The organism is Actinomadura geliboluensis, assembly GCF_043197915.1.
In the GTDB taxonomy this organism is placed as follows: domain Bacteria; phylum Actinomycetota; class Actinomycetes; order Streptosporangiales; family Streptosporangiaceae; genus Spirillospora; species Spirillospora geliboluensis.
Genome location: NZ_JBICUA010000008.1, coordinates 380,236 through 401,522 on the forward strand (window position 1 = coordinate 380,236; position 21,287 = coordinate 401,522).

24 protein-coding genes are annotated in these 21,287 nt (G+C 71.5%); 12 read left to right on the forward strand and 12 right to left on the reverse strand.

From position 1 onward, the window contains the following. The first annotated feature begins 26 nt into the window (after positions 1 to 26). Positions 27 to 1,466, forward strand: coding sequence for a DUF7059 domain-containing protein (locus tag ACGFI1_RS26680; protein WP_392788854.1), 1,440 nt, complete (start codon positions 27 to 29; stop codon positions 1,464 to 1,466). On the opposite strand, the gene ACGFI1_RS26685 is transcribed toward ACGFI1_RS26680, so the two are convergent. The 3 genes from ACGFI1_RS26685 to ACGFI1_RS26695 all read right to left on the reverse strand — a co-directional run bounded on the left by ACGFI1_RS26685 (position 1,459) and on the right by ACGFI1_RS26695 (position 4,192). Beyond that, on the reverse strand, positions 1,459 to 1,905 hold the full coding sequence (locus tag ACGFI1_RS26685) for a hypothetical protein (RefSeq protein WP_392789065.1): 447 nt from the start codon (positions 1,903 to 1,905) through the stop codon (positions 1,459 to 1,461). The two genes, ACGFI1_RS26680 and ACGFI1_RS26685, sit on opposite strands and share 8 nt — an antisense overlap. A gap of 175 nt (positions 1,906 to 2,080) precedes the next feature. Further along, positions 2,081 to 3,151, reverse strand: coding sequence for a quinone-dependent dihydroorotate dehydrogenase (locus tag ACGFI1_RS26690; protein WP_386872320.1), 1,071 nt, complete (start codon positions 3,149 to 3,151; stop codon positions 2,081 to 2,083). A 39-nt stretch (positions 3,152 to 3,190) separates the two neighbouring features. Continuing rightward, on the reverse strand, positions 3,191 to 4,192 hold the full coding sequence (locus tag ACGFI1_RS26695; protein ID WP_392788856.1) for a hypothetical protein: 1,002 nt from the start codon (positions 4,190 to 4,192) through the stop codon (positions 3,191 to 3,193). 75 nt (positions 4,193 to 4,267) lie between these two features. Between ACGFI1_RS26695 and ACGFI1_RS26700 the strand changes: the two genes are divergently transcribed. The 4 genes from ACGFI1_RS26700 to ACGFI1_RS26715 all read left to right on the forward strand — a co-directional run bounded on the left by ACGFI1_RS26700 (position 4,268) and on the right by ACGFI1_RS26715 (position 8,203). Then, positions 4,268 to 5,311 (forward strand): hypothetical protein, encoded by a 1,044-nt coding sequence (locus ACGFI1_RS26700; RefSeq protein ID WP_392788859.1) that lies wholly within the window; start codon positions 4,268 to 4,270, stop codon positions 5,309 to 5,311. Positions 5,312 to 5,729: 418 nt separating this feature from the next. Then, a complete protein-coding gene (locus tag ACGFI1_RS26705) occupies positions 5,730 to 6,386 on the forward strand; it encodes a hypothetical protein (RefSeq protein ID WP_392788862.1) in 657 nt (218 codons plus the stop codon). 543 nt (positions 6,387 to 6,929) lie between these two features. Further along, on the forward strand, positions 6,930 to 7,619 hold the full coding sequence (locus ACGFI1_RS26710) for a class I SAM-dependent methyltransferase (protein ID WP_392788864.1): 690 nt from the start codon (positions 6,930 to 6,932) through the stop codon (positions 7,617 to 7,619). A gap of 59 nt (positions 7,620 to 7,678) precedes the next feature. Continuing rightward, positions 7,679 to 8,203 carry a DinB family protein gene (locus ACGFI1_RS26715; RefSeq protein ID WP_138639553.1) on the forward strand — a complete coding sequence of 175 codons (525 nt, stop codon included), beginning with the start codon at positions 7,679 to 7,681 and terminating at the stop codon, positions 8,201 to 8,203. On the opposite strand, the gene ACGFI1_RS26720 is transcribed toward ACGFI1_RS26715, so the two are convergent. Both ACGFI1_RS26720 and ACGFI1_RS26725 read right to left on the reverse strand, forming a co-directional pair. Next, on the reverse strand, positions 8,169 to 8,762 hold the full coding sequence (locus tag ACGFI1_RS26720) for a GNAT family N-acetyltransferase (RefSeq protein ID WP_392788868.1): 594 nt from the start codon (positions 8,760 to 8,762) through the stop codon (positions 8,169 to 8,171). The two genes, ACGFI1_RS26715 and ACGFI1_RS26720, sit on opposite strands and share 35 nt — an antisense overlap. A 25-nt stretch (positions 8,763 to 8,787) precedes the next feature. Beyond that, positions 8,788 to 9,282, reverse strand: coding sequence for a nuclear transport factor 2 family protein (locus ACGFI1_RS26725; protein ID WP_392788870.1), 495 nt, complete (start codon positions 9,280 to 9,282; stop codon positions 8,788 to 8,790). Positions 9,283 to 9,385: 103 nt separating this feature from the next. Here ACGFI1_RS26725 and ACGFI1_RS26730 point away from each other — a divergent pair, with 103 nt between their 5' ends. Then, on the forward strand, positions 9,386 to 10,369 hold the full coding sequence (locus ACGFI1_RS26730) for an alpha/beta fold hydrolase (protein WP_392788872.1): 984 nt from the start codon (positions 9,386 to 9,388) through the stop codon (positions 10,367 to 10,369). Between the two features lie 35 nt (positions 10,370 to 10,404). On the opposite strand, the gene ACGFI1_RS26735 is transcribed toward ACGFI1_RS26730, so the two are convergent. Continuing rightward, a complete protein-coding gene (locus ACGFI1_RS26735) occupies positions 10,405 to 10,935 on the reverse strand; it encodes a hypothetical protein (protein WP_386872336.1) in 531 nt (176 codons plus the stop codon). 223 nt (positions 10,936 to 11,158) lie between these two features. On the opposite strand from ACGFI1_RS26735, the gene ACGFI1_RS26740 reads away from it, so the two are divergent. Next, on the forward strand, positions 11,159 to 11,320 hold the full coding sequence (locus tag ACGFI1_RS26740; RefSeq protein ID WP_392788874.1) for a hypothetical protein: 162 nt from the start codon (positions 11,159 to 11,161) through the stop codon (positions 11,318 to 11,320). Positions 11,321 to 11,333: 13 nt separating this feature from the next. Here the strand turns inward: ACGFI1_RS26740 and ACGFI1_RS26745 are convergent, their stop codons facing one another. Together ACGFI1_RS26745 and ACGFI1_RS26750 are read right to left on the reverse strand one after the other, a co-directional pair. Further along, positions 11,334 to 11,918, reverse strand: coding sequence for a TetR/AcrR family transcriptional regulator (locus ACGFI1_RS26745; RefSeq protein ID WP_392788877.1), 585 nt, complete (start codon positions 11,916 to 11,918; stop codon positions 11,334 to 11,336). Between the two features lie 18 nt (positions 11,919 to 11,936). Then, a complete protein-coding gene (locus tag ACGFI1_RS26750) occupies positions 11,937 to 13,103 on the reverse strand; it encodes an acyl-CoA dehydrogenase family protein (RefSeq protein ID WP_392788880.1) in 1,167 nt (388 codons plus the stop codon). Between the two features lie 111 nt (positions 13,104 to 13,214). Here ACGFI1_RS26750 and ACGFI1_RS26755 point away from each other — a divergent pair, with 111 nt between their 5' ends. Next, positions 13,215 to 13,799, forward strand: coding sequence for a TIGR03086 family metal-binding protein (locus tag ACGFI1_RS26755; protein ID WP_392742701.1), 585 nt, complete (start codon positions 13,215 to 13,217; stop codon positions 13,797 to 13,799). A gap of 344 nt (positions 13,800 to 14,143) precedes the next feature. Here ACGFI1_RS26755 and ACGFI1_RS26760 read toward each other — a convergent pair whose 3' ends face one another. The 3 genes from ACGFI1_RS26760 to ACGFI1_RS26770 form a co-directional block, all read right to left on the reverse strand. Next, a complete protein-coding gene (locus ACGFI1_RS26760; protein ID WP_392788882.1) occupies positions 14,144 to 15,052 on the reverse strand; it encodes a metal-dependent hydrolase in 909 nt (302 codons plus the stop codon). Positions 15,053 to 15,116: 64 nt separating this feature from the next. After that, a complete protein-coding gene (locus tag ACGFI1_RS26765; protein ID WP_392788884.1) occupies positions 15,117 to 16,082 on the reverse strand; it encodes an alpha/beta fold hydrolase in 966 nt (321 codons plus the stop codon). Then, positions 16,079 to 17,035, reverse strand: coding sequence for a M24 family metallopeptidase (locus ACGFI1_RS26770; protein WP_392788886.1), 957 nt, complete (start codon positions 17,033 to 17,035; stop codon positions 16,079 to 16,081). The genes ACGFI1_RS26765 and ACGFI1_RS26770 overlap by 4 nt, the downstream gene beginning before the upstream one ends. 155 nt (positions 17,036 to 17,190) lie before the next feature. On the opposite strand from ACGFI1_RS26770, the gene ACGFI1_RS26775 reads away from it, so the two are divergent. From ACGFI1_RS26775 to ACGFI1_RS26785, 3 genes are all read left to right on the forward strand, one after another. Next, on the forward strand, positions 17,191 to 17,793 hold the full coding sequence (locus ACGFI1_RS26775) for a TetR/AcrR family transcriptional regulator (protein ID WP_392788889.1): 603 nt from the start codon (positions 17,191 to 17,193) through the stop codon (positions 17,791 to 17,793). Positions 17,794 to 18,198: 405 nt separating this feature from the next. Beyond that, on the forward strand, positions 18,199 to 18,483 hold the full coding sequence (locus tag ACGFI1_RS26780; RefSeq protein ID WP_138640644.1) for a hypothetical protein: 285 nt from the start codon (positions 18,199 to 18,201) through the stop codon (positions 18,481 to 18,483). A 97-nt stretch (positions 18,484 to 18,580) separates the two neighbouring features. Next, positions 18,581 to 20,179: a hypothetical protein gene (locus ACGFI1_RS26785; protein WP_392788892.1), complete on the forward strand. Its 1,599-nt coding sequence runs from the start codon at positions 18,581 to 18,583 to the stop codon at positions 20,177 to 20,179. A gap of 60 nt (positions 20,180 to 20,239) precedes the next feature. On the opposite strand, the gene ACGFI1_RS26790 is transcribed toward ACGFI1_RS26785, so the two are convergent. Then, positions 20,240 to 20,728, reverse strand: coding sequence for a hypothetical protein (locus ACGFI1_RS26790; protein WP_392788897.1), 489 nt, complete (start codon positions 20,726 to 20,728; stop codon positions 20,240 to 20,242). Between the two features lie 116 nt (positions 20,729 to 20,844). On the opposite strand from ACGFI1_RS26790, the gene ACGFI1_RS26795 reads away from it, so the two are divergent. Further along, on the forward strand, positions 20,845 to 21,246 hold the full coding sequence (locus ACGFI1_RS26795; protein ID WP_364551830.1) for a cupin domain-containing protein: 402 nt from the start codon (positions 20,845 to 20,847) through the stop codon (positions 21,244 to 21,246). The last annotated feature ends 41 nt before the right edge of the window (positions 21,247 to 21,287 follow it).

Consider the following 21,287-nt stretch of genomic DNA (forward strand, 5'->3'; position numbering starts at 1 on the left):
GCAGGCACATCCGGGAGGATGGGGTGGTGAGCGGTCTGGTTCGGGTGCGGAAGTTGTTGGTCGGTGGCGGGTACACCGTGGCCGGGGTGCGGGAGCTGCTGGGGGGCGTCGCGGGTGGGGCGTTGGCGCGGGACGAGATCGTGCCGGCGTTGCGGGCCACGCGGGGCGGGTCGCCGGTGGAGGTGCTGACGCGGCTGTTCTGGCTGCAGGTGCCGGTTCCGGCGGACGCGATCGCGGCGGACGAGCTGGTGGCGGCGGGGCTCGCCGAGGTGTCCGGTGGGGAGCTGCGGGCGCTGCTGCGGGTGGAGCCGCTGGAGGACGTCGGCGGTGATGGGCATGCCGGATATGTCGTGTCCGACCTGAAGGTGCGGCCCGGGGCGGGGCGGGTGCCGGCGGACGATCATGTCGTGGGGACGGGCGGGGCGTCCGGGAGCCTGGCGCGGCTCGTTGTCCACAGCCCTGTGGATAACGTTCTGGATCTCGGGACCGGGTGCGGGGTGCAGGCCGTCCATGTGGCGGGGCGGAATCCGGCCGCGCGGGTCACGGCGACGGACGTCAATCCGCGGGCGCTGGAGCTCGCGGCGATGAGCTTCGCGCTCTCCGGGGTGGACGGCGCCGAGCTTCGCGCGGGGTCGCTGCTGGAGCCGGTGCGGGGGCGGCGGTTCGATCTGATCGTGTCGAATCCGCCGTTCGTGGTGGCGCCGGAGGAGGGGCCGCGGTTCACCTACCGCGAGTCGGGGATGGCCGGGGACGACTTCTGCCGGCGGCTCGTCGGCGAGGCGGCGCGGTATCTGGAAGACGGCGGATACTGCCAGCTCCTGGCCAATTGGCTGCATGTCGACGGGGTGCCGTGGGACGAGCGCGTCGGCGCGTGGGTGGACGGCTGCGACGCGTGGATCGTCCAGCGGGACGTCCAGGATCCGGCGGAGTACGCCGAGTTGTGGCTCCGGGATTCGTGTGAGGCGGGGACGCCCGAGTACCGGGCGCGGTACGACGCGTGGCTCGATCACTTCGAGCGGCGGAACGTCGTCGGGGTCGGGTTCGGGTGGATCACGTTGCGGCGGAGCGAGCGTCCCGTGGTGCGGGTGGAGGAGCTGCGGCACGCCGTCGAGGAGCCCGTCGGCGCCTACGCGGGCGAGATCCTGGACGGGCTCCGGAAGGGCGCGGAGTTTTCCACAGCCTGTGGACAGTTGCTCGCGGCGGCGGACGGGCTCGTCCAGGAACAGGTCGGCCCGCCCGGCGCCGAGGACCCGGAGCGGATCGTGCTGCGGCAGACCCGGCGGCTGCGCCGGGCGGCCGGGGTCGGGACGGTCGAGGCCGGTCTCGCCGGGGTCTGCGACGGCACGCTGCCCCTTGATCCGCTGCTCGGCGCCATCGCCCAGCTGACGGGCATGGACGCGGAGCAGGTCCGCGCGCACGCCGACGCGGTGCTGCCGGAGCTGATCGCGGACGGCTTCTTCATCTAGGCCGGACGACCGCCGACATCGCCGCGCCCAGGTCGCGGTGCCGCTGGATCAGCACGGAGAAGCCGATCGCCAGGTAGACGCCCGACAGGACGAGCCGGGCGGTCTCGTCCGGCAGGACGAACTGCACCGCGAACAGCGCGAACAGCGCGGCGGCCTCCCACTGCTTGAAGACCAGGTCGATGAGGAGGGCGAGCCCGAGGACGGTCTGCGCGGCGGTCAGCAGCACCTCCTCGGTCTGGCGTGAGCCGAGCGGCAGCGACCAGGCGCCGCCGCCGAGCCGGTAGGCGAGCGGGAGGGTGCCGATCAGCAGCGTCCACTGGTTGACCTTGCTCGACAGCAGCGTCCCGATCGCGTCGGCGTCCCGCAGCCGCCACGCGAACATGACCGCGACGAGCAGTTCCGGGGCCTCGGACGCCGGCGGCGCGAGCCACTGGACCAGGAGGAAGGTCGAACCCGCCCGCCCGCGTGACGGCGGCGGGGACGCCGAGGAGCAGCGCCGGCGCGATCCGGGTGAGCAGCGTCCTGCGGGTGATCAACTCGCCGGCCATACGGGCACGGTGCCCGCGGGCGTCCCGCCGATGCGCGCGGGCCGGGGAAGGGCCGGCGGGACGCGGTCAGCGGCGGGCTTCGTCCAGGGTGCGGAAGGTGCTCGCGCGGAGGCGGCGGGACAGGTCGCGGTTGACGCGGTGCGCCCAGAACGGGCCGCCGTAGATCATCCCCGTGTAGCCCTGGACGAGGGTCGCGCCCGCGCGGACGCGTTCCCACACGTCGTCGGCCGACTCGACGCCGCCGACGGAGATGAGCGCGAGCCGTCCGCCGGTGCGGGCGCGCAGGCGGCGCAGGACGTCCAGCGAGCGCTCCTTCAGCGGCGCGCCGGACAGCCCGCCGGTCTCCTTGACCAGGGCGGGCGGGCTGAGCAGGGCGTCCCGGCCGATCGTGGTGTTGGTCGCGATGATGCCGTCCAGGCCGAGGTCGAGGGCGAGGTCGGCGACCGCGTCGACGTCGTCGTCAGCCAGGTCGGGGGCGATCTTGACCAGGAGCGGGACGCGGCGCGCGGACACGCGGTCGGCGGCGTCCCGCACGGCCGTCAGCAGCGGGCGGAGGTGCTCGACGGCCTGGAGGTTGCGCAGGCCGGGCGTGTTGGGAGAGCTGACGTTGACGACCAGGTAGTCGGCGTAAGGGGCGAGCCGTTCGGTGCTGGCGACGTAGTCGGCGGCGGCCGATGCCTCGGGGACGACCTTCGTCTTGCCGATGTTGACGCCGACGACCGTGCCGGGGCGGCGGTCGCGCAGCCGCCGCGCGGCGGCCTCGGAGCCCGCGTTGTTGAAGCCCATCCGGTTGATGACCGCCCGGTCGGGCGGGAGCCGGAACAGTCGCGGGGTCGGGTTGCCGGGCTGCGGGCGGCCGGTGACCGTCCCGATCTCGACGTGGCCGAACCCGAACGCGCCGAGCGCCTCGTAGGCGACGGCGTCCTTGTCGAACCCGGCGGCGAGTCCGAGCGGGCTCGGGAAGTCCAGCCCGAGCGCGTGGACGGCGAGCGCCGGGTCGCGCGGGGCGAGCAGCCGCCGCAGCAGCGGCGCCAGCCCGGGCACGGCCTGGATCGCGCGCAGCCCCCGCAGCGTCAGGTGGTGCGCTGCCTCGGCCGGGACGCGGGTGATGACCACGGAGAACAGGAATCGATACATCGTGCTCGATTATCTCAGCCGCCTCCGGCGGGCCTGCGATCAGTGCCCGCGGAAGGTGCGGCGCAGGGCCAGGCGGACGTCCCGGGTCGCCTGCCGCATCGTCCGGCGGACGGACCGGGCGGGCTCCAGCACCGAGACCCGCCACGCCGCGGCGATGCCGTGCCCGATCGGCCGCAGCACGTTCGTCCCCACCCAGCGGGCCGGGACGACGACCACGACCCGCACCGGGAGCACGACGAACGTGCGCCAGAGCCAGCGCAGCAAGCGCGCCGCGAGCCGCCACGCGCCCACCGCCCCCGCGACGATCGGTGCCAGGACGTACCGCCACAGAGCCCGCGCCGGGATGACGACCAGCACCCGCCCGAGCCAGCCGAGGCACCGCCCGAGCGCCCGCCACGACCAGACCACGCTGGCCGCGAGGGCGCCGAGGACGAGGAGCGTCCCGCGTCCGAGCCAGGTGAGGCCACCCCAGGCGACCCGGCACAGCCAGCCGAGGACGAGCAGCGGCGGGCGCAGGACGTACCGCCACAGCAGCGTCGCCGGCAGGACGATGAGCACGCCGATCAGCCACACCAGCGGACGCAGAAGGACGAGTTCCAGCAGCCTGCCGAGGCCGCGTCCGAGCATCGCGAAGAACCGGCCGACCGGGGCGATCAGCGCGCGGTAGATCCACCGGGCGAGCCGTCCCGACCCGCGGCCGAACCAGCGCAGGAACCCGAGGACCACCACGACGGCGAGCCACCGCAGCGGCCGCAGCAGGAGGAAGTCCAGCACGGCGGCGATGCCGTGGCCGATCGCGGCGGCCAGTCGGCCGAGCGGGGCGAGCAGCCACCGGTACAGCGCGCGCCCGGTGCCGCGCAGGCCGCGGCCGAGCAGCACGAACAGGTCGTGGACGAGCCGCAGCGGCAGCACGACGATCAGCGCGACGACGCGCGCGGGGACGACGATCCAGGCGGGGCCCTGCCGCTCGGGTTCCGGACGTCCGCGGGCCGGCCGCTTGGTCAGGTCGATCGTGCCGCCCGCAGGTTCGTCTCCGGTCACCGCTGCCTTCCTTGTCGCCTTCGCCCTGCTTTGACCCGTCCGATGGGTCCGCGGTTCCCGGCTTGAACCCCTTCCGTGCGGTTCACCGTACTCCTCGTCGATCCGGGCGAGCGGCGCGGCGGCTCGTCCCGGATCGCGGGACGGGACCTGGACCGGAGCCGGGGCCCAGACGACCTGGAGGACAACGCCATGAGATTCCCACGCTGGGTGATCCCCCTAGCGGCCGCCCTGACCGCGACGGGACTCGTCGTGAGCGCCTGCGGGCAGGAGCGCCCCGGCGGCGGTCAGAACACCGCCGCCGGCTCCCAGGCGCAGGCCGCGCCGGCCGCCCCGCCCGCGCCCGCCGCGGCGCCGACCGCGCTGGAGGTCGCGGGCGTCGCGAAGCTTGGCAAGGTCGTCACCGACGGGAACGGCATGACGCTGTACCGGTTCGACAACGACACCGCGCGCCCGCCCGCGTCCACCTGCGCTGACGCGTGCGCCCGCGCCTGGCCGCCGGCCGTCGCCGGCCAGGGCGACATCAAGGCGACCGGCGTGGAGCAGTCGCTCGTCGGCAAGGTCAAGCGTCCCGACGGCACCTGGCAGGTCACCCTCGCCGGATGGCCGCTGTACCGGTTCGCCAAGGACCAGGGCCCGGGCGACGTGAAGGGCCAGGGCGTGGGCGGCACCTGGTACGCCGCGGCCCCGACCGGTAAGAAGGCCGCTCCCGTCAAGACCGACAACCGCTGGAAGGGCTGGACGGTCGTCAAGGCGAAGAACGACCCGAAGCTCGGCCTGATCCTGACCGACGGCGACGGCCGGACGCTCTACCGCTACGACAGGGACACGAACAAGCCGCCGACCACCAACTGCTTCGGCGCCTGCAAGAAGGCGTGGCCCCCGGCCACCTTCAAGGGCTGGAAGAAGCTCAAGCTCGAAGGCGTCAGCAAGAAGGTCGTCGGCTTCATCGAGCGCAAGGACGACGGCAAGTGCCAGCTCACCATCAACGGCTGGCCCATGTACTACTACGAGAAGGACGAGCAGCCCGGCGACACGAAGGGCCAGGGCGTCGGCGGGGTCTGGTGGGCGACCACCCCCACCGGCAAGAAGGCGGCAGGCGCCGCGGGAGGCGGCTACTGACGGGCCCCATGAGCGAAGGCGCGGAGGTGTCGCGGGTCGGTCGGGGTCCGCGAACCCTCCGCGCCTTCTCCCCATTCCGAATGGCTTCCATCTCCCACCGCGAGCACCCTCGCTTCCGGGCGCGAGGTGGGAGATAATAGAAATATAACCCGACAGACAGCTTGCAGTAGATATCAGTCTGTCAGGTGGCAGATCGCCAGGCGTCTCATTGTTCTGGTGCGGCTACCAGCGGCCTCCCCGAGTCATTTGCTGTAATGCACGCAGCTTGCCTGCTGGCTCTGCGAAGCGTGGCGGAATGACATATGTCAGTGTGCTCCCTGCCGGCGTCCAGGTGGCTGCAAAAAGGCCCGGCGAAGTGCGATTCTTGAGCCGAGGCCAACCAGAGTCGCACCAGGGCCAGATGGGGGCGAGGGCACATATGACGATCACTCCAGCACCGCCGGCCGAGTCGGGTTCCGGCGCACGGCTGCTCTTCCGATTCCTGCTCGCGATCGACATCCAGGGGTACAGCGCCCGGCCCCCTCGCCTCCAGGTGCAGGCACAGCAGGTCCTGCAGGAGTCGATCGAGGCCGCGGCCGCGGCGGCCGGCCTTGACAGGGGCCAGTGGCTGCAGCAGGTCAGCGGCGACGGAGAACTGGCGGTACTGCCGGGGGACCCGGACATCGTCACGGTCATCGGCGTGTTCGCCCCCGCCCTCGAACGCGCGCTCGCGGAGGCCAACCGGCGGGAGGCCCGGCATCCGCGGGTGCGTGTCCGGCTCTCCTTCCACCACGGAGCACTGATCATGGGATGGCCGGCCTCGCTCGGGCCGGCCGGGGACGCGCCGGTGGTCGTGAGCCGGCTCCTCGACGCCCGCCCGCTCCGCCGGCACCTGGACCGCCGGCCGGAACGGAACGTCGCCCTGATCGTCTCGGACCAGGTCTTCCGCGAAGTGGTCTGCAGCGGCTTCTGCGCGCTGTCGCCGCGGCATTTCCAACCGACCCGGACGACGGTCAAGGGGATGGTCTACACCGGGTACATCTACGACCCCGACCGGGCGGAGGGCGCGGCGAGCGACGGGGAGAAGCCCCGCTGACCCGATGGGGGCCGCGCACTCGTAACCGATCAGTTCGTAAATGCAGCGGCGGCACTTTCCGGTGGCCGCTCCGCCATGTGCGTTCACGCGCTGCCTTGGCCAATTGTGCGAGTTCGTCGAGGCGACTGCTCTCGATGGCGTAGAGCGAGAGGATCGCCTTGAGGTCGGTGGTCGAGAAATTGACCGCGCCGGACTCGATGCGAATGACTTGCGAAAGGGGCCAGTCGAGGTTTTCGGTGACCTGCTCCAAGGGGGAGAGCGGCTTCATCCCTGGCGCTGCGAAGCTCGGCACGCAGGCGCCGCCGGCGCACCGTGGGACGGTCCGCCGCCGGCGCCGGCCGCGGCCCGCCCCGGTTCGCGTGGCGCTTCCGCACGTGGTTGCCCCTTGGTGAAGAGACACTCGCTCGGTGGTGAAGCGCGTGTGGCCTGAGAGGCTTTGCTCCTGCTCAAACAGAAGACGGCGCCATCGGGCGCCGTGAGGCTGACCCGCCATGGTGGGACATATTGACAAGGGCAGTCGATCTTTCTGGCACGATCGGGGGCATGTACGAGCAATTCGCCCGCGAGTATGCGGCCCATGCCGAGGACAGTGCCTACAACGCCCTCTACGACCGTCCGGCCGTTCTGGGTCTTACCGGTGACGTCGGCGGGCTGGCGGTCTTCGACGCCGCCTGCGGCCCCGGCCTGTACGCCGCCGAGTTGCTGGAGCGCGGGGCTCGCGTCGCCGGCTGCGACGCGAGCCCCACCTTCGTCGACATGGCCCGCGCGCGCACCGGGGGCCGCGCCGACCTGCGCGTCCACGACCTGTCCCGGCCGCTGACGTGGGTCGAGGACGATGCGTACGACCTCGTCGTTCTCGCCCTGGCCGTGCACTACATCGACGACCGTGTGGCGCTGCTGTCGGAACTGCGCCGGATCCTGAAGCCCAGCGGAGCTGTCGTCCTCTCCACCGAGCACCCGACCATGGCATGGGTGCGGCTCGGCGGCTCCTACTTCACGGAGGAGCCGGTCGAGGAATCCCTGAGCGGTGACCGGGACTGGCCGATCCGGGCCTGGCGACGCCCCCTGACGTCGATCTGCGCCGAATTCCGCGCGGCCGGCTTCCTCATCGAGGAGTTGCTGGAGCCGCGTCCCGTCCCCGAAATGGCCGACCGCTACCCGGACGACTACACCCGCCTGGAGGCTCTCCCGGCTTTCATCGCCTTCCGGCTCGTGCCCGCACCGTCGCGGTGACGAGGCAGGGCCGATAATCGCGTGGCGGCACGGGCGGCGGCAGAGTTAGCGTCCGCCGTATGGCCGACTCATCCCCGGTGCCCGAACCGCCGGACACGCTGACCGACACCCGCGAACTCCTGCTCGGCTACCTCGACCACTACCGGTCCGCGCTGCTGCGGAAGCTCGACGGCATGCCCGAGGACGACCTGCGCACGAGCAGGCTCCCGTCCGGCTGGACGCCGCTCGGGCTGCTCAAGCACCTGGCCTACGTCGAGCGGCGCTGGTTCCGCTGGGGCTTCGCCGCCGAGCGGGTGGACGACGTCGACGGCGATCGCGACCCCGGCAGCGGTCGCTGGCACGTCGGCCCGGAGGAGTCGGTGGACGGTCTCAAGCGGCTCTTCCTGGACGAATGCGCACGGTCGCGCGAGATCGTGGCCGGCGCCGACCTGCAGGACCCGGCGCGTACGGGCGGCGGGTTCGGGCCGTCCGAGCACCGGCCGGCACTGGTCTGGATCTTGTTCCACGTGCTGCAGGAGTATGCCCGGCATGTCGGGCACCTCGACATCGTCAGGGAGCTGGCCGACGGCGTGACCGGCGAGTAGCCGCGGGGGTGTCAGGCGAGTACGCGCGGCGCCGCCAGGTGAGCTTCTTCACCAGGAGTTCGAACTCCAGGTCGTCGCGTTTGGGCAGGCCGAAGCGCTCGTCGCCGTAGGGGAAGGGGCTCGTCTCGCCGGTCCGGGCGTAGCCGCGGCGGACGTACCAGGCGATCAGCTCCTCGCGGGCGCTGATCACCGTCATGTGCATCTCGGTCGCGTCCCACTCCTCGCGCGCGACGCGCTCGGCCTCGGCGAGGACCTGCTTGCCGAGGCCGCCGCCCTGGCGGGACGGGGCGACGGCGAACATGCCGAAGTAGGCGTGGCCGCCCCGGTTCTCCAACTGGCAGCACGCCGTCAGGGCGCCGTCGGTCTCGGCGACGAGCATGCGCGAGCCGGGGCCGGTCAGGACGTCCGTGACGGCCTCGGCGTCGGTGCGCTGACCGCCGAGGAGGTCGGCCTCGGTCGTCCAGCCGGCGCGGCTGGCGTCGCCGCGGTAGGCGCTCTCGATCAGCGCGACGAGGGCGGGGACGTCGGCCGGGTCGGCCGTGCGAAATGTCGTGTCCATCGGGCGGAACTCTAGCCGGGGCGGCCTACTGGTCGACGCGGCAGTCCGGGCCGATCGGGCGGGTGATCGACCAGTAGCGGTGGAAGTGGCATTTCGACATCTTCCAGCGGCCGTCCTCGATGACGTATTCGTCGTCGTACTCGCCGGTCGCCACGGTCTCGGTGTCGTCGAACAGGTTCACCTGGCGGAACTTCAGCGTCCAGCGGCCGGACGCGCTCGTTTCGCTGTGGACGGTGATGTCCGGGTGCAGCGCGTGGTGCATGTCGAGGATCGCGTTGCGGCCGTCGATCTTCTGCAGCGCGATCCGCTCGAAGACCTGGGCGATGCCGTCCGCGTCGTCGAAGGCGCCGAGCCGGCCGTAGTCGATCGAGGCGCCGGACGCGATGAAGCACGCGCGGAACTCCGCGGGGTCCTTGGCGTCGCAGGCGCGCAGGTAGCGGTGCTTGAGGGCCTTGATGGCCTCGACGGCCTCCAGCCGCGCGACGCGCGCGGCGAGGTCGGGGCTCGGTGGCTGCGGCATGGTGGCTCGACCTTCGCCGACGGCCGGCGGTCCGTCCAGTCCCCTGTCCCGGTGAACGGGAGGGGAGCGGACCGCGGCGGGACGGGCGCCGAGGATCGTCGGCATGAGCCTTGGCGAGGAGGACGTCCGGCACCGCGTGCTCGACGTCGGCGACATCGCGCTTCACGTGGCCGAGTTGGGTGAGGAGCAGGGGCTTCCTGTGGTGATGTGCCACGGCTTCCCCGGCCTCTGGTACAGCTGGCGCCACCAGTTGCCGGTGCTGGCGGCGGCTGGGTACCGGGCCATCGCAGTCGACATGCGCGGTTACGGGCGCAGCGGCCGTCCCGCCTCGCCGGAGCAGTACGACCGGCGCCGCACCGTCGCGGACGTGGTCGGGCTCTTGGACGGCCTAGGCATCGATGAGGCCGTCTTCGCCGGACATGACTTCGGAGCCGCTCTCGTCTGGGACCTGCCTCAATGGGCCCCTGGACGAGTCAAGGCGCTGATGCAGCTGAGCGTGCCGCGCATGCCGGTTTCCAGCCGTCCGCCCACCGAGCTTTACGCGCGGATGGCCGAACAGCACTTCGTCCACGTGCACTACTTCCAGGAGGAGGGGCCTGCCGACCGGGAGTTGGTGGCCGAGCCAGAGCGCTTCCTGGCGAACGTGTTCTGGGCGCTCAGCGGCGGTTACCGGTACCTCGACATTTGGCAGCACCCCAGCGAAGGCAACGGCTACCTGGACGTACTACCGGAAGCCCCGCCCCTGCCCTGGCCGTGGCTGTCGCAGGACGAGTTCGCCTACTACGTCGACGAGTTCCGCCGGACGGGGTTCACCGGCGGCCTCAACTGGTACCGGGCCTACGACCATGTGTGGAGAGAGAAGCAGGATCGTCCGGACGAGCCCGTCGCCGTCCCGACGATGTTCCTTGTGGGCGAGCGTGACCCCGTCCTGCAGATGATGGGGTCGAATGCTCTGAAGCAGATGGAGAGTCTGGTGCCGGGCTTGCGCGACGTCCACACCGTTGAAGGAGCGGGACACTTCGTGCAGATGGAGGCCCCGGTGAAGGTCAACGAAGCGATGCTCGCCTTCCTAGCGCGCCTCAGCTGACCACCACCGCCACCGCTGCCAGGGTCGGTGGTGTGTCAGCAAGTGCCCTCGTCCACGGACGTGCTGATCGAATGGCTCCAAGGGTCGGACCCGCCCAGCCTCAGTTTGTTGTCGACCGTGACGGTGAGGCAGACGGGGTTCTTGCCCTTGCGATTCGTCAGCTCGTACTTGCCGCTGCCGGCGCGCCGGACCCTCACGTTGCCGTTTCCCTCCTCCTGCACGGCATCGAAGACGTCGCTCCCCGCTCGGTAGCTGGAACCGAGCCCCGTCCCCGACCCCCGGTCCAGCTCCGAGGCCGCCGCGTACGCGACCGACCTCACCTGCGCGGTGGAGTAGTCGAGCGAACTGTCCGCCGCCTTGAAGACGAACCCCATGACCACGAAAACCACGGCGCCGATCACCAGCGAGGCCCGGCGCATGGCGAACGCCGACTCGGAAGGCTCGTTGGCCTCCGGGTTCCGGTACTGCCAGGCGCCGGTCTTCCAGTAGAGCTTCCGCTGGTCCACGCACGCGAGGATCAGGCAGCCGGCCGCCAAGACGAACATGAGGGCGATCAGAGCTGTCATGAGGGTCCTTCCCTGCCGCGGGCGGTTCACCATCGGACTCGCCGGAACGCGATTCGGTTCATCCGAAAGCCCGCCGTCGCACCCGCCGCCGCACCCCCGGGCCCCGGCGCCGAAGGGTTAGTGCAGGTCGGCGGGGTAGCAACAGCACAACGACCGGTCCATCCGGAAGCGGGGGAAGCCCGATATGAACCAGCGAGCCAGTGGCCAGGACGCCGAAGCGGACATGAGGCGGCGCATCCACAGGGTCGGCACCGGGGCGAGCGACGCCCCCGGACACCTCGACACGGACGAGGGCCCGAGCACCCACGACGCCGAGCAGGACATCGAGGGCCGCATCGAGCGCCGGGGGACGGGCGCGAGCGACAGGCCGGGACGCGCGGACTAGCCGCCCGGCCGCGTCACGCCAGCAGGATCTCCAGCGTGCGTTCGTACAGGTCGGAGCCGTCCTCACCGGGCATGAGGTAGCCGCCGACCCAGGAGCGCAGCATCAGCCGGGCGCGCAGCCGCGCCTCCTCGGCGCCGAAGCCGAGATCGTCCAGGCACGCGGCGATGTGCCCGAGCAGGGCCCGGTCGGCGTGCCGCACCGCCTCCTCCGCCGCGGGCTCGTGCTGCGCCCACAGCCGCATGGCGCGGTCGATCGGCGCGACCTCCCGGCCGAGCGCCTGGATACGGCGCAGCCGCTCGCGCGGGTCGGCGGTGCTGCCGAGGGACAGGCCGAGCACCTCGTCCGTCCGCTCGTGCGCCCACCGGTCGAGCAGCGCCCGCATCAGCTCGGGACGGTCGGTGAAGTGCCAGTAGAAGCTGCCCTTGGTGACGCCGAGCCGGGCGGCGAGCGCGTTGATCGTCACGCCGCGCTCGCCGGCGCGGGCCAGCTCCTGGTAGGCGGCCTCGATCCAGTCCCGCCGCGCCATCCTCGTCCGCGCCATCCTCGTCCGCGCCGTGCTCGTCCGGGGCGTCATGCCCGCCTCACCGGGGGACGTCATGCCCGCGCCCGCCGCCGGTCAGACGAGGACGACCGGGCCGGGGTCGAGGCCCAGCCCGATCCTGCCGTAGAGCGCGTAGGCCGCGTCCGGGTCGAACACCACATGCCCGGAGATCGTATTCACATCGCGCTGCGCCCGCTGGAAAGGGGAGGACGTGAACTGCGCGCTCGCCCCCGCCGCGGAGCACAGCTCGTTCACGACCCGCCGTGCGGTCACCGCCACGTGCGCCGCGACCAGCCGGGCCCGCGCCCGCTCCGTCATGTCGAGGGGACGGCCCCCGGCGATGGCGGCGGTCACGTCGCCCAGCGCGCCGTCCAGCAGGAGCCGGGCGGCGGCCAGGTCCGCGGTCGCCGCGGCGAACCGGATCTGCCCGCTCATCAGGTCGCGCTGCCGCTGGCCGCTGTAGGCCATCACGCGGGTCGACATCCGCTCGGTGAACCGCGCGAGGACGCCCTCGGCCGCGCCGAGCACGGGCGCCGCGCCGGTCAGCGCGAACACCGGCACCAGCGGCGTCCGGTAGAGCGGCCCCGGGTGGACGCGCGACCCGGGCGACCGCCCCTCGGCCAGCTCCAGCATCGGCACCGAGCGATGCGCGGGCACGAACACGTCCGCCACCTCGATGTCGTTGCTGCCCGTGCCCCGCATGCCGCTCGTGTGCCAGACGTCGTGGACGGTCACGTCCCCCCGCGGGATCAGGAACAGCCGGGGCTCGATCGCGTCGTCCACCGTGACCAGCGCCATGACCATCACGTGGTCGGCGTGCATGACGCCGCTGCCCCACCCCCAGCGGCCGGTGACGGTGTGGCCGCCGTCCACGGGCGCCGCGGTGCCGGACGGCGACAGGGCGCACGGGATCAGCGCGTACGGCCGCTCCGCCCACACCTCGGCCTGGGCCTGCTCGGGGAACAGCCCGACCATCCAGTTGTGCAGCGTGTAGATCACCGAGAGCCATCCGGTGGACGCGCACGCCGCCCCCGCCTCCCGGCACGCCGCCGCCATCGCCTCGAACCCCAGCTCGGCCCCGCCGAACCGCTTCGGGACCAGCATCCCGAACAGCCCGGTCGCGGCGAGGTCCGCGATGGTCTCGTCCGGCAGCCGCCGCGCCGCCTCGGCGGCCTCCGCGCGCTCCGCCAGGACCGGCGCCAGCTCCCTGACGCGCCGCACGATCTCGTCTCCATACTCCATGGTACGGAGACCATACTCGTAAGTATGGTCCGGGGATAGAGGCTTCCTCCGAATTCTGTCGGGGACGGTGAGTAACGTTGCGGCTACCTGTTGTATCGGAGGTGTCAGCGCATGACCCCATCACCCGTCGAAGACCTCGCCTCGCTGCTGGCGGCGGCCGGCGACCTGGTCGCGGGCGTCCGTGACGACCAGTGGAACGACCCGACTCCCTGCACCGACTGGGACGTCCGCGACGTGGTCAACCACCTGGTCATCGGCGACCGCCTGTTCACCGCGACCCTGCGCGGTGAGGAACCTCCGGCGCCGGGCGCCCGCGATCCGAAGTTCAACGACGCCCTCGGCGACGACGCCGCCGCGGCCCAGCGGAAGGGCGCCCGTGAACTGATCGCCGAGCTCGCCCGGCCGGGCGTGCTGGAGCAGACCTTCCAGAGCCCGATCGGCCCGATCCCGGGCAGCGCCGCCGCGCGCCTGCGCGCCACCGAGGCCGTCGTCCACGGCTGGGACATCGCCCAGGCCACCGGCCAGGACCCCCGCTTCCCGGACGGCATCGTCGAACGGATCCTGGAGTTCACCCGCGCCCGACTCGCCGACGTCCCACCCGACCGCACCCCATTCGGCCCGCCGCAACCGGCCCCGGAGGACGCCCCGCCCGTCACCCGCCTAGCAGCCCTGCTGGGCCGCCCCGTCCAGCCATGACCTCGTGTCCAGCCATCACGTACCGCCAGGCCATGACGTCCCGCCGAGTCATGACATGCCGCCCGACCGTGACGTCTCGCCGGGCCGTGACGTGCCGCCGGGCCGTGACGTGGCGCCGGGCCGTGACGTGGCGCCGGGCCGTGACGTGCCGCTGGGCCGTGACGTGCCGCTGGGCCGTGACGTGCCGCTGGGCCGTGACGTCTCGCCTGGCCATGACGTGCCGCCCGGCCGTGGCGTCCCACCGGGCCATGACATCGCGTCCGGCCATGAGATCCCACTGGGCCATGACATACCGTCCGACCGTGACGTGCCGTCCGAGACCGTCGCCCGTGGGCGGGCGTCGGTCAGGTGGGTTTGCTTGAGCCGATCGCTTGGGCGGCGGGGGAGGTCGCCAGGTAGTCCAGGGCCTTCTGGGTGGAGCACTCGGTGGACGGGTGGTAGTCGCGCCGCAGGTAGCGGCGGGCGGCGGCGACCATGAACCGGTTGCCGGGCAGCAGGCCGCGGCGGACGGCGCGGCGGTAGTCGCGGACGCGCGGGCGCACGCCGTGCAGGGTGGGGTCCTTGGCGCACAGGTAGGCCGCGCCGGCGTAGGCGGCGAGCGGCAGCGCGAGGACGCCGACGAAGAAGGTGACGAACCGCCGCCAGTAGGCGCCGGACACGTACTCGTAGACGTCGAAGGCGACCGAGCGGTGCTCGACCTCCTCCGCGCCGTGCCAGCGCAGCAGGTCCATCATGGTCGGGTCGGCGCCCGCCGCGTCCAGCTCCTCGGCGTCCAGGATCCACTGGCCGAGCACCGCGGTGTAGTGCTCGATCCCGGCGATGATCCCGACGCGCAGGTTGAGCCAGCGGCGGCGCGAGATGAGCGGCAGCGGCGGCCGGTCGCCGAGGAGGGCGGTGAACAGCCATTCGATCTTGCGGGTGAGCGGTCGCGGGTCCAGCCCGCGCTCCAGCATCTGGCGGTCGAGCACGCCCTGGTGGGAGTAGGCGTGCACGGCCTCCTGCCCCATGAACCCCTTGACCTCCGCGCGGAGCCGGGCGTCGCGCTCGTCGATCAGCTGGAGCGTCTGCTTGTAGACGCGGACGAACCAGCGCTCACCGGCCGGGAGCAGCAGGTGCAGGGTGTTGATGAAGTGCGTGGCGACGGGCTCGCCCGGGATCCAGTGCAGCGGCGTGCCGTCCCACTCGAACTTCACCCGCCGCGGGGCGATCATCGGGTGCCGCTCCCTCTCGTCGGCGGCGCGGGTCTCCGTCATGGCTTCCTTCCTCGGGTGCACCGCTGTGCAGTGCGGTCAGGGGGTTCGGGCGGGGGGCAGTGCGTCAGGAGGTCGCTGCGCGTTCGGCGGTGCGCGGTGCCGGGAGGGGGGTGACGCGCGCCCGCTTCAGCGCCGCGGGCTCGTCCCGTCCCTCGATGTGGTGGACGAGTTCCGCGACGGCCGTCGCCACGGCCCCCGAGTGCGCGGCGATGGAGCCCCAATGCCCGGCGGGCAGCTCGCGCCGCCACAGCCGGCCGGTGTAGCGGGCCAGGTCCTTGGACTGCTCTGGCGAGACGAACCGGTCCCTGGTCGGTGCGATGACCTGGACGGGGACGCCGGTGCGAATCATCCGGCCCGGACGCAGGAAGCGCAGGCCGTTGGCCTTGTTCAGCTTCATCCCGTGCAGCGCGTCCTTCTTGAACGTCGCGGCGGGGGTGCGTTCGATGCCTTCGGTCCGTTCGACCAGCACCGGGAACAGCCGGGTGCCGCCGAGGTGCCACACCATCCGGCCGACCCCGGGGATCATGCCGCCCACCAGGTACCAGGACCGGGCCAGTTGGCCGAGCAACTGCCGCACGTGGCGGGGCGTGGGCCTGCGCAGCCGATCGCGGACCCACTGGCCGAAGTGCTCGATGCACGGCCCCGAGATCGAGGTGAACGACGCGATACGTCCGTCTGCGCGCGCGCCCGCGACGGCTGCCCAGCTCTGCACCGACCCCCAGTCGTGCCCTACCAGGTGCACCGGGCGGTCGGGGGAGACCGCGTCCAGTACCGCGTGCAGGTCGCCGTTCAGCTCGTCCATGACGTAGGACCGGGTGCGGCGCGGCCGTGTCGAAGCACCGGCACCGCGCACGTCGTAGGTGACCACGTGGAAATCATCGGCCAAAAAGCGCGCGACCGGTTCCCAGACCGCCTGGGTGTCGGGGTAGCCGTGCACCAGGACGACGGTCGTCCGGCCTGGTTCGCCGTACTCGCGGACGGCCAGTCGTACCCCGTTCGACTTGACCGTACGGCCGGTGAACCCGCTCACGCCGACTCCCCGCTCACCGACTCCTCGCTCACCGACTCCTCGCTCACCGACTCCTCGCTCACCGACTCCTCGCTCACCGACTCCTCGCTCACCGACTCCTCGCTCACCGACTCCCTGGTCACCGGCTCCCCGGTCACTGGCTTCCTGGTGTGCGCTGCCGTCCAGCGCCGGACGTGCGGCAGGTCGTCGTCCAGCCAGTACGCGCCGTCTTCGGTGACCACCAGCAGTTCTTCGAACTTGGCGCCCACGCCGCCGAGGGCGAGGTGCGGCTCCACCGCCCAGAGGCCCGGCGTCGGTGCGTGCCGCGACCGCCGGGAGCCGTTCCAGAGCGTGGACCGCCCCTGCAGGCGCTCCTTGACCAGTTCGCGGGCCACGGTCTGCACCGTACGAGCCCCGAACGCCCCCACGATGACCTTGCGCGGCAGCCGGCTGGTGACCCGGCCGACCTGATGGCCGATGACCCTGCCCGGGTACTTGCGGTGCCGGTTCTCGTACCCGTGCCGGACGATCTGCCGGTCGACCTCGGCGTAGATGTCGGCGAAGGGCCGCCGCTCCCGCACCAGCTCCACGATCATCTCGCGGTACACCGCCAGGTCGGCGGTCAGCTTCTCCCAGGTCGGGTTGGCGCCGAGGCATCCCGCGTAGCCGATGTCCGCGGTGTACCCGTCGGCGATCGGCGCCGCGTCCAGGATGTAGGGCATGCCCTCGGCCAGCCGGCGGCCGGTCGGCAGGAACTGGTGCGGCAGGACGACCCCGCGGAAGGCGGTCCGGTCGCCGAACCAGGCGAACGGGACGTGGAACCAGTCGTCGACCCCGCGGCTCTCCAGCAGGCGCCGCAGGCGCCGCGCGGCCTGGCGTTCCGTCACTCCCGGCGCCAGGCTCGCCGCCACCTCCTCGGCCGCCTCGTACGCCAGCCGCTGCAGGTCGCGAAACCGCTCCGGACTCTCGTTCATCGCATCACGCTCCGTGCACCGGGTCGCCGGGTCCCTCGCGTCCCTCACGGGCCGCACAATTAGACTCGCAATCTAATATCGGCCCGGTTTGAACGAAAGTCAAGAACGACGGATCCCTTAGCCTTGGGGCGCTGGACGACGGTCAGGAGGGCGCGATGGCGGACCAGAACCGCCCCGACCGGCGCGCCGCCATCATGCGGACCGCGGCGCGGCTCTTCGCCGACCGCCCGTACGACGTGCTGTCGATGGACGAGATCGCCGCCGCCGCGGGCGTCGCCAAGGGGCTGATCTACTACTACTTCGGCAGCAAGCGGGGCCTGTTCCTGGCGGTCATCGAGGACGCCGCCGGACACCTCGGCGAGCTCGCCGCGGAGTTCGGTGACCTGTCCCCGGTCGAGCGCCTGACCCGGAGCCTGGACGGCTTCCTGTGCTGGGCCGAAAGCCACCGCGCCGCCTTCCAGACCATCACCAGCGGCGGCGTCGGTGTGGACGCCGAGGTCGCCGCCCTCCACCACCGCGTCCGCGGCGACCTGCTCGCCGCCCTCTCCCACGGCCTGACCGGCCGCGCCATCCCGTCCCCGGCCCTGCGCATCGCCCTGGAGGGCTGGCTGTCGTTCGTCGAGGGAGCCGCCACGTCCTGGCTGGCGGAACAGGACATGGAGCGAGACGACGTCCGCGACCTCGCCGTCCGCGTCCTGGGCGGCATCCTGAAAGCCGTCGAGGCCGGCGCGCGTCCACCGGGGCCGGACGAACACTGAGGGTCCGGGCGAGCGCGGCGTCCTGCTCTCCGGCCAGCGCCGAAACGAGCGGGCGCAGCGCATCGTGGACGGCTCCGGCCAGCGCCGCGTCCTGGAAGTTCGGGCCTTCCCGGCACGCCGACCGCCATTGTCGGCGCGACACCGCAGACCAGCAGTCGCCGGGCGTCGAATCGTCACGGAGTAATCCCTTCACGAAGGCTGGCCAACACGTCCGGCAACGGCCCGGCGCCGTCGCCATTCACCGAGCGAGAGCGTCCGTAAGACCACCGTGACAAATGGCCCGCTTGAGCGGCCCTTCCGGCCGCCGGTCATGGCCGCCATTGGCCTGATGCGGCCAACGGCGATTCCAATGGCGGGCGGCCGCTATGATCATGCAGCTTTGTCACGCACATTCAGAGGGAAATCATGAATATCGACTTCGGCGCCGATGCCGCATTCTCGTGGTACGTCGTCTTTCTGTTGGTGTCCGGCCTCGCCATGCTTCTCATGGCGGCCGTCGGGGGCGGCCAGAGCGGGGGCGAGCGGCTGCTCAACCTGGCGTTCGGCGTGGGCTTCCTCGGCTACGCGATCTACCTCGGGTTCATCTTCGACGGCGGCGAGTACTTCATGTTCTTCTACGCCTTCATTCTGCCGGTCCTGATGCTCTTCAGGTTCGTGAAGGCGCTCTTCGGAGAACGCGCGAGCGCCTGACCCGAGAGACCCGGGACGCCGGCTGCGGGACCGCTCTCCCGGTCCCGCGGCCGACGTCTCTCCCCGGCGATCCGGCCGTCTCCCCGATGATCAGGCTGTGGCCGAACAGCTGTCCGTGTATCGTCGATTCCGCTACGTAGTGGCCGGCTTGCCGGCTCGCGACGGACGGGAGCGCCGATTGAAGAAGCTCCGTTTGCTGGTCGCCGTCAGAGAAGGCGATTGGGCCACGTTCCACGGGCCCTTCAGCGCCCGCCTCACTTACCGCATGAGGGATATAGCGGCCTTTTCTCCCACGGCGGCCGTTACGGCGGACATGACGGAGCGGTGGCGTGAACTGGACCGGGCCGGATTCGGCGAGACGGTGCGGGTCGCCGTCCCGCCGCGGCTGCCGATCGCGGAACTGACCTCCCTGGCCCTTGCCGCCGCACGCAAGCACGGCCTCGCCCAACCCGACGACGGCAGGCGTCCGCGGTACGGCGGCGACACCGGTCCGCTGTTCTCCCGATACGGGTCCCTCATCCGCATATGGCTTCATGACACGGACGGTGAGCGATACCCCGAGGACATCTCGGTGGGGGAGGCCGGCCTGTGCGATGGCGACACCGTCGTCCTGAGCATCGAGCGTGAGGCGGGCGGCGCCTATTCCGTGGGGCCCGCGCCCGATCCGCAGGCATTGTTCCGCAGCCTGCAACTGGGCTCGCGCTCACCGTCGCCCCGGTCGCTGCCCCGGCTGTGGGGAATCCTTCTCTACACCGACGCGGATGTCGAACTGGCCACCTATGTCCGCACGCACTTCGACGAACTGAACGCCCTCTCAGGCCCGATATTCCGGTTGTTCGTCCTTGAACGCCCGTCCAACTGGTCGGCGACGAAGCGCTACTGGCGCGACAACCTCGAACCTGAGCTGTACCGGGTCTTCAACACGCTGCGCTGGCTCAAATGGAAACCCTATGAGCGGCACCGCGCCTACGACATCGCGCGCACTCTCGGCATCGACCCGGATCTGCTGCCGTGTCTCGCGCTGGTCCGCGGCGACGCGATGGAGAACCGGATCGTGTTCCCCATCAACGAGGTGTCGGCGACGTACCTGCGCAAGCTGTTCGGCGAGATCCTGCGAGCGCTCGACGCCCCGCCCGAGCCATACTCCATCGCCGAGGCGCTCTACCCGTTCGAGGAGAATCACCCATCGGCCGTCTACGGTGACGCGGCCGAGAACGACCAGGCGGCGTTCGAGCGCGTCGCCCGCGCGGAGGAGCGCATCCGGCGGTCGCTCGCCAGGCCGCTCTTCCGCAGGCGCGAGAACAAATACATCCTCAACGGCCACACGGCCATCGTCGAGAGCGGTGCCAGCATGGTGGAGAACTTCAATTTCCACGGCCAGACCACGTTCATCAATCGGCCGGTCGACACGGTCATCCAGGACTTCCAGAACACCCATTCCGCGTTGGCCGGGCAGGAGCACCTCGCCGAGCTGCTGCGGCTCGTCCTGTCCAGTGCCGATCTGCCCGACGGGGACAAGGAGGAGGCGGCCAACGTCATCCAGGGCGTGGCCGTCGACCTCGACCGGGCCGAACCCGACCAGGCGGCCGCGAAGACGAAACTGGAGATGCTCCGCACGGGCCTCGCCCAGGCCGCCGACATAGCCGGCCCGGCGTCCACGATCCTGGCATCGATCCTCGGTGCGCTAGGCGCCTGAGCCGCCACCCCGAACCCGCGACCTGCCCCCGCCTCGTGGAATCTGCCGATTCCCCTGCCGTCAGGTGGAGTATTCGCCGTCCCAGGGGGCGCTGAATCCGAGGTTGTCGGGATAGAGTTCGGCCCAGTCGTCTTCGTTCTCGTCCTCCCCATGCTGCTCGATGACCAGGCCGAACAGGACGCCGTCGGCGGTCACCCGGAACGGGCGGATACCGATGTCCTGGTATTCGCGATGCGGTAGAGCGTCCAGCAACTCCGCCATGCGCGCCTCCGCACGAACTCCCGGCGAATCCGCGTGGCCGCGTTGCCGCTGCTCTTCGCGCGCTGTTCCAGCGCACCAGATGTCGGAGTCGATGTGGCGGCCCTCGAAGTCGAACCGATGGAGGACGGTGTAAAGCCGCTTCACGTCCTCCCAGCCCTCGCCGTGACGGTACCCGTCCGGGAACGCGTAGGTGATCGACGCGAGGAACTGGCCATCGGCGTAGCGGCCGATCGTGCCCGTCCGGTAGTCCGGCTCGTAGGCGATCGGGATGACCTCGGGAACTGGCATGGCGGCACCCTAACCGCGGGCTCCGACATGATCCCCGCCTTGCGCGGCGCTGTCACAAACGGGCGGGGCGTCCGGTCCTTAGCTGTGGACATTCACCAGCTGTGGAGGAGGAACGCATGAGCTCTCACCTGCCCCCGGGCGTCGAGGTCGTCTCGACCCTGCCGGACGCCGCGGCCAAGATCGTGGACGGTGCCGAGGCCAGGACGATCCGCGTCACGCTGCCGCCCGGCGACCCGGGCGCGCCGCCGCACCGGCACCCCGGGCCGGTGTTCGGCTACGTGACCCAGGGCGAGATCCTCTTCGAGCTGGAGGGCCAGGCGCCGCGGGTGATCAAGGCCGGTGACGCCGTGTTCGAGCCGGGCGGCGACGTGATCCACATCCAGGGCGCCAACAACCTTCCGGACGCCCAGTCGCAGCTGGTGGTGACCATGTTCGCGCCTCCCGGGACTCCCGTCCTGACCGTGGTCGGCGAGGAGGAGCTGGCCGAACGCCGACACCTGCGGGTCCCCAGGTCCTGAGGGACGCGCAGGGAGGAGCCGGGCGGGCGGGGGCTGCCGCC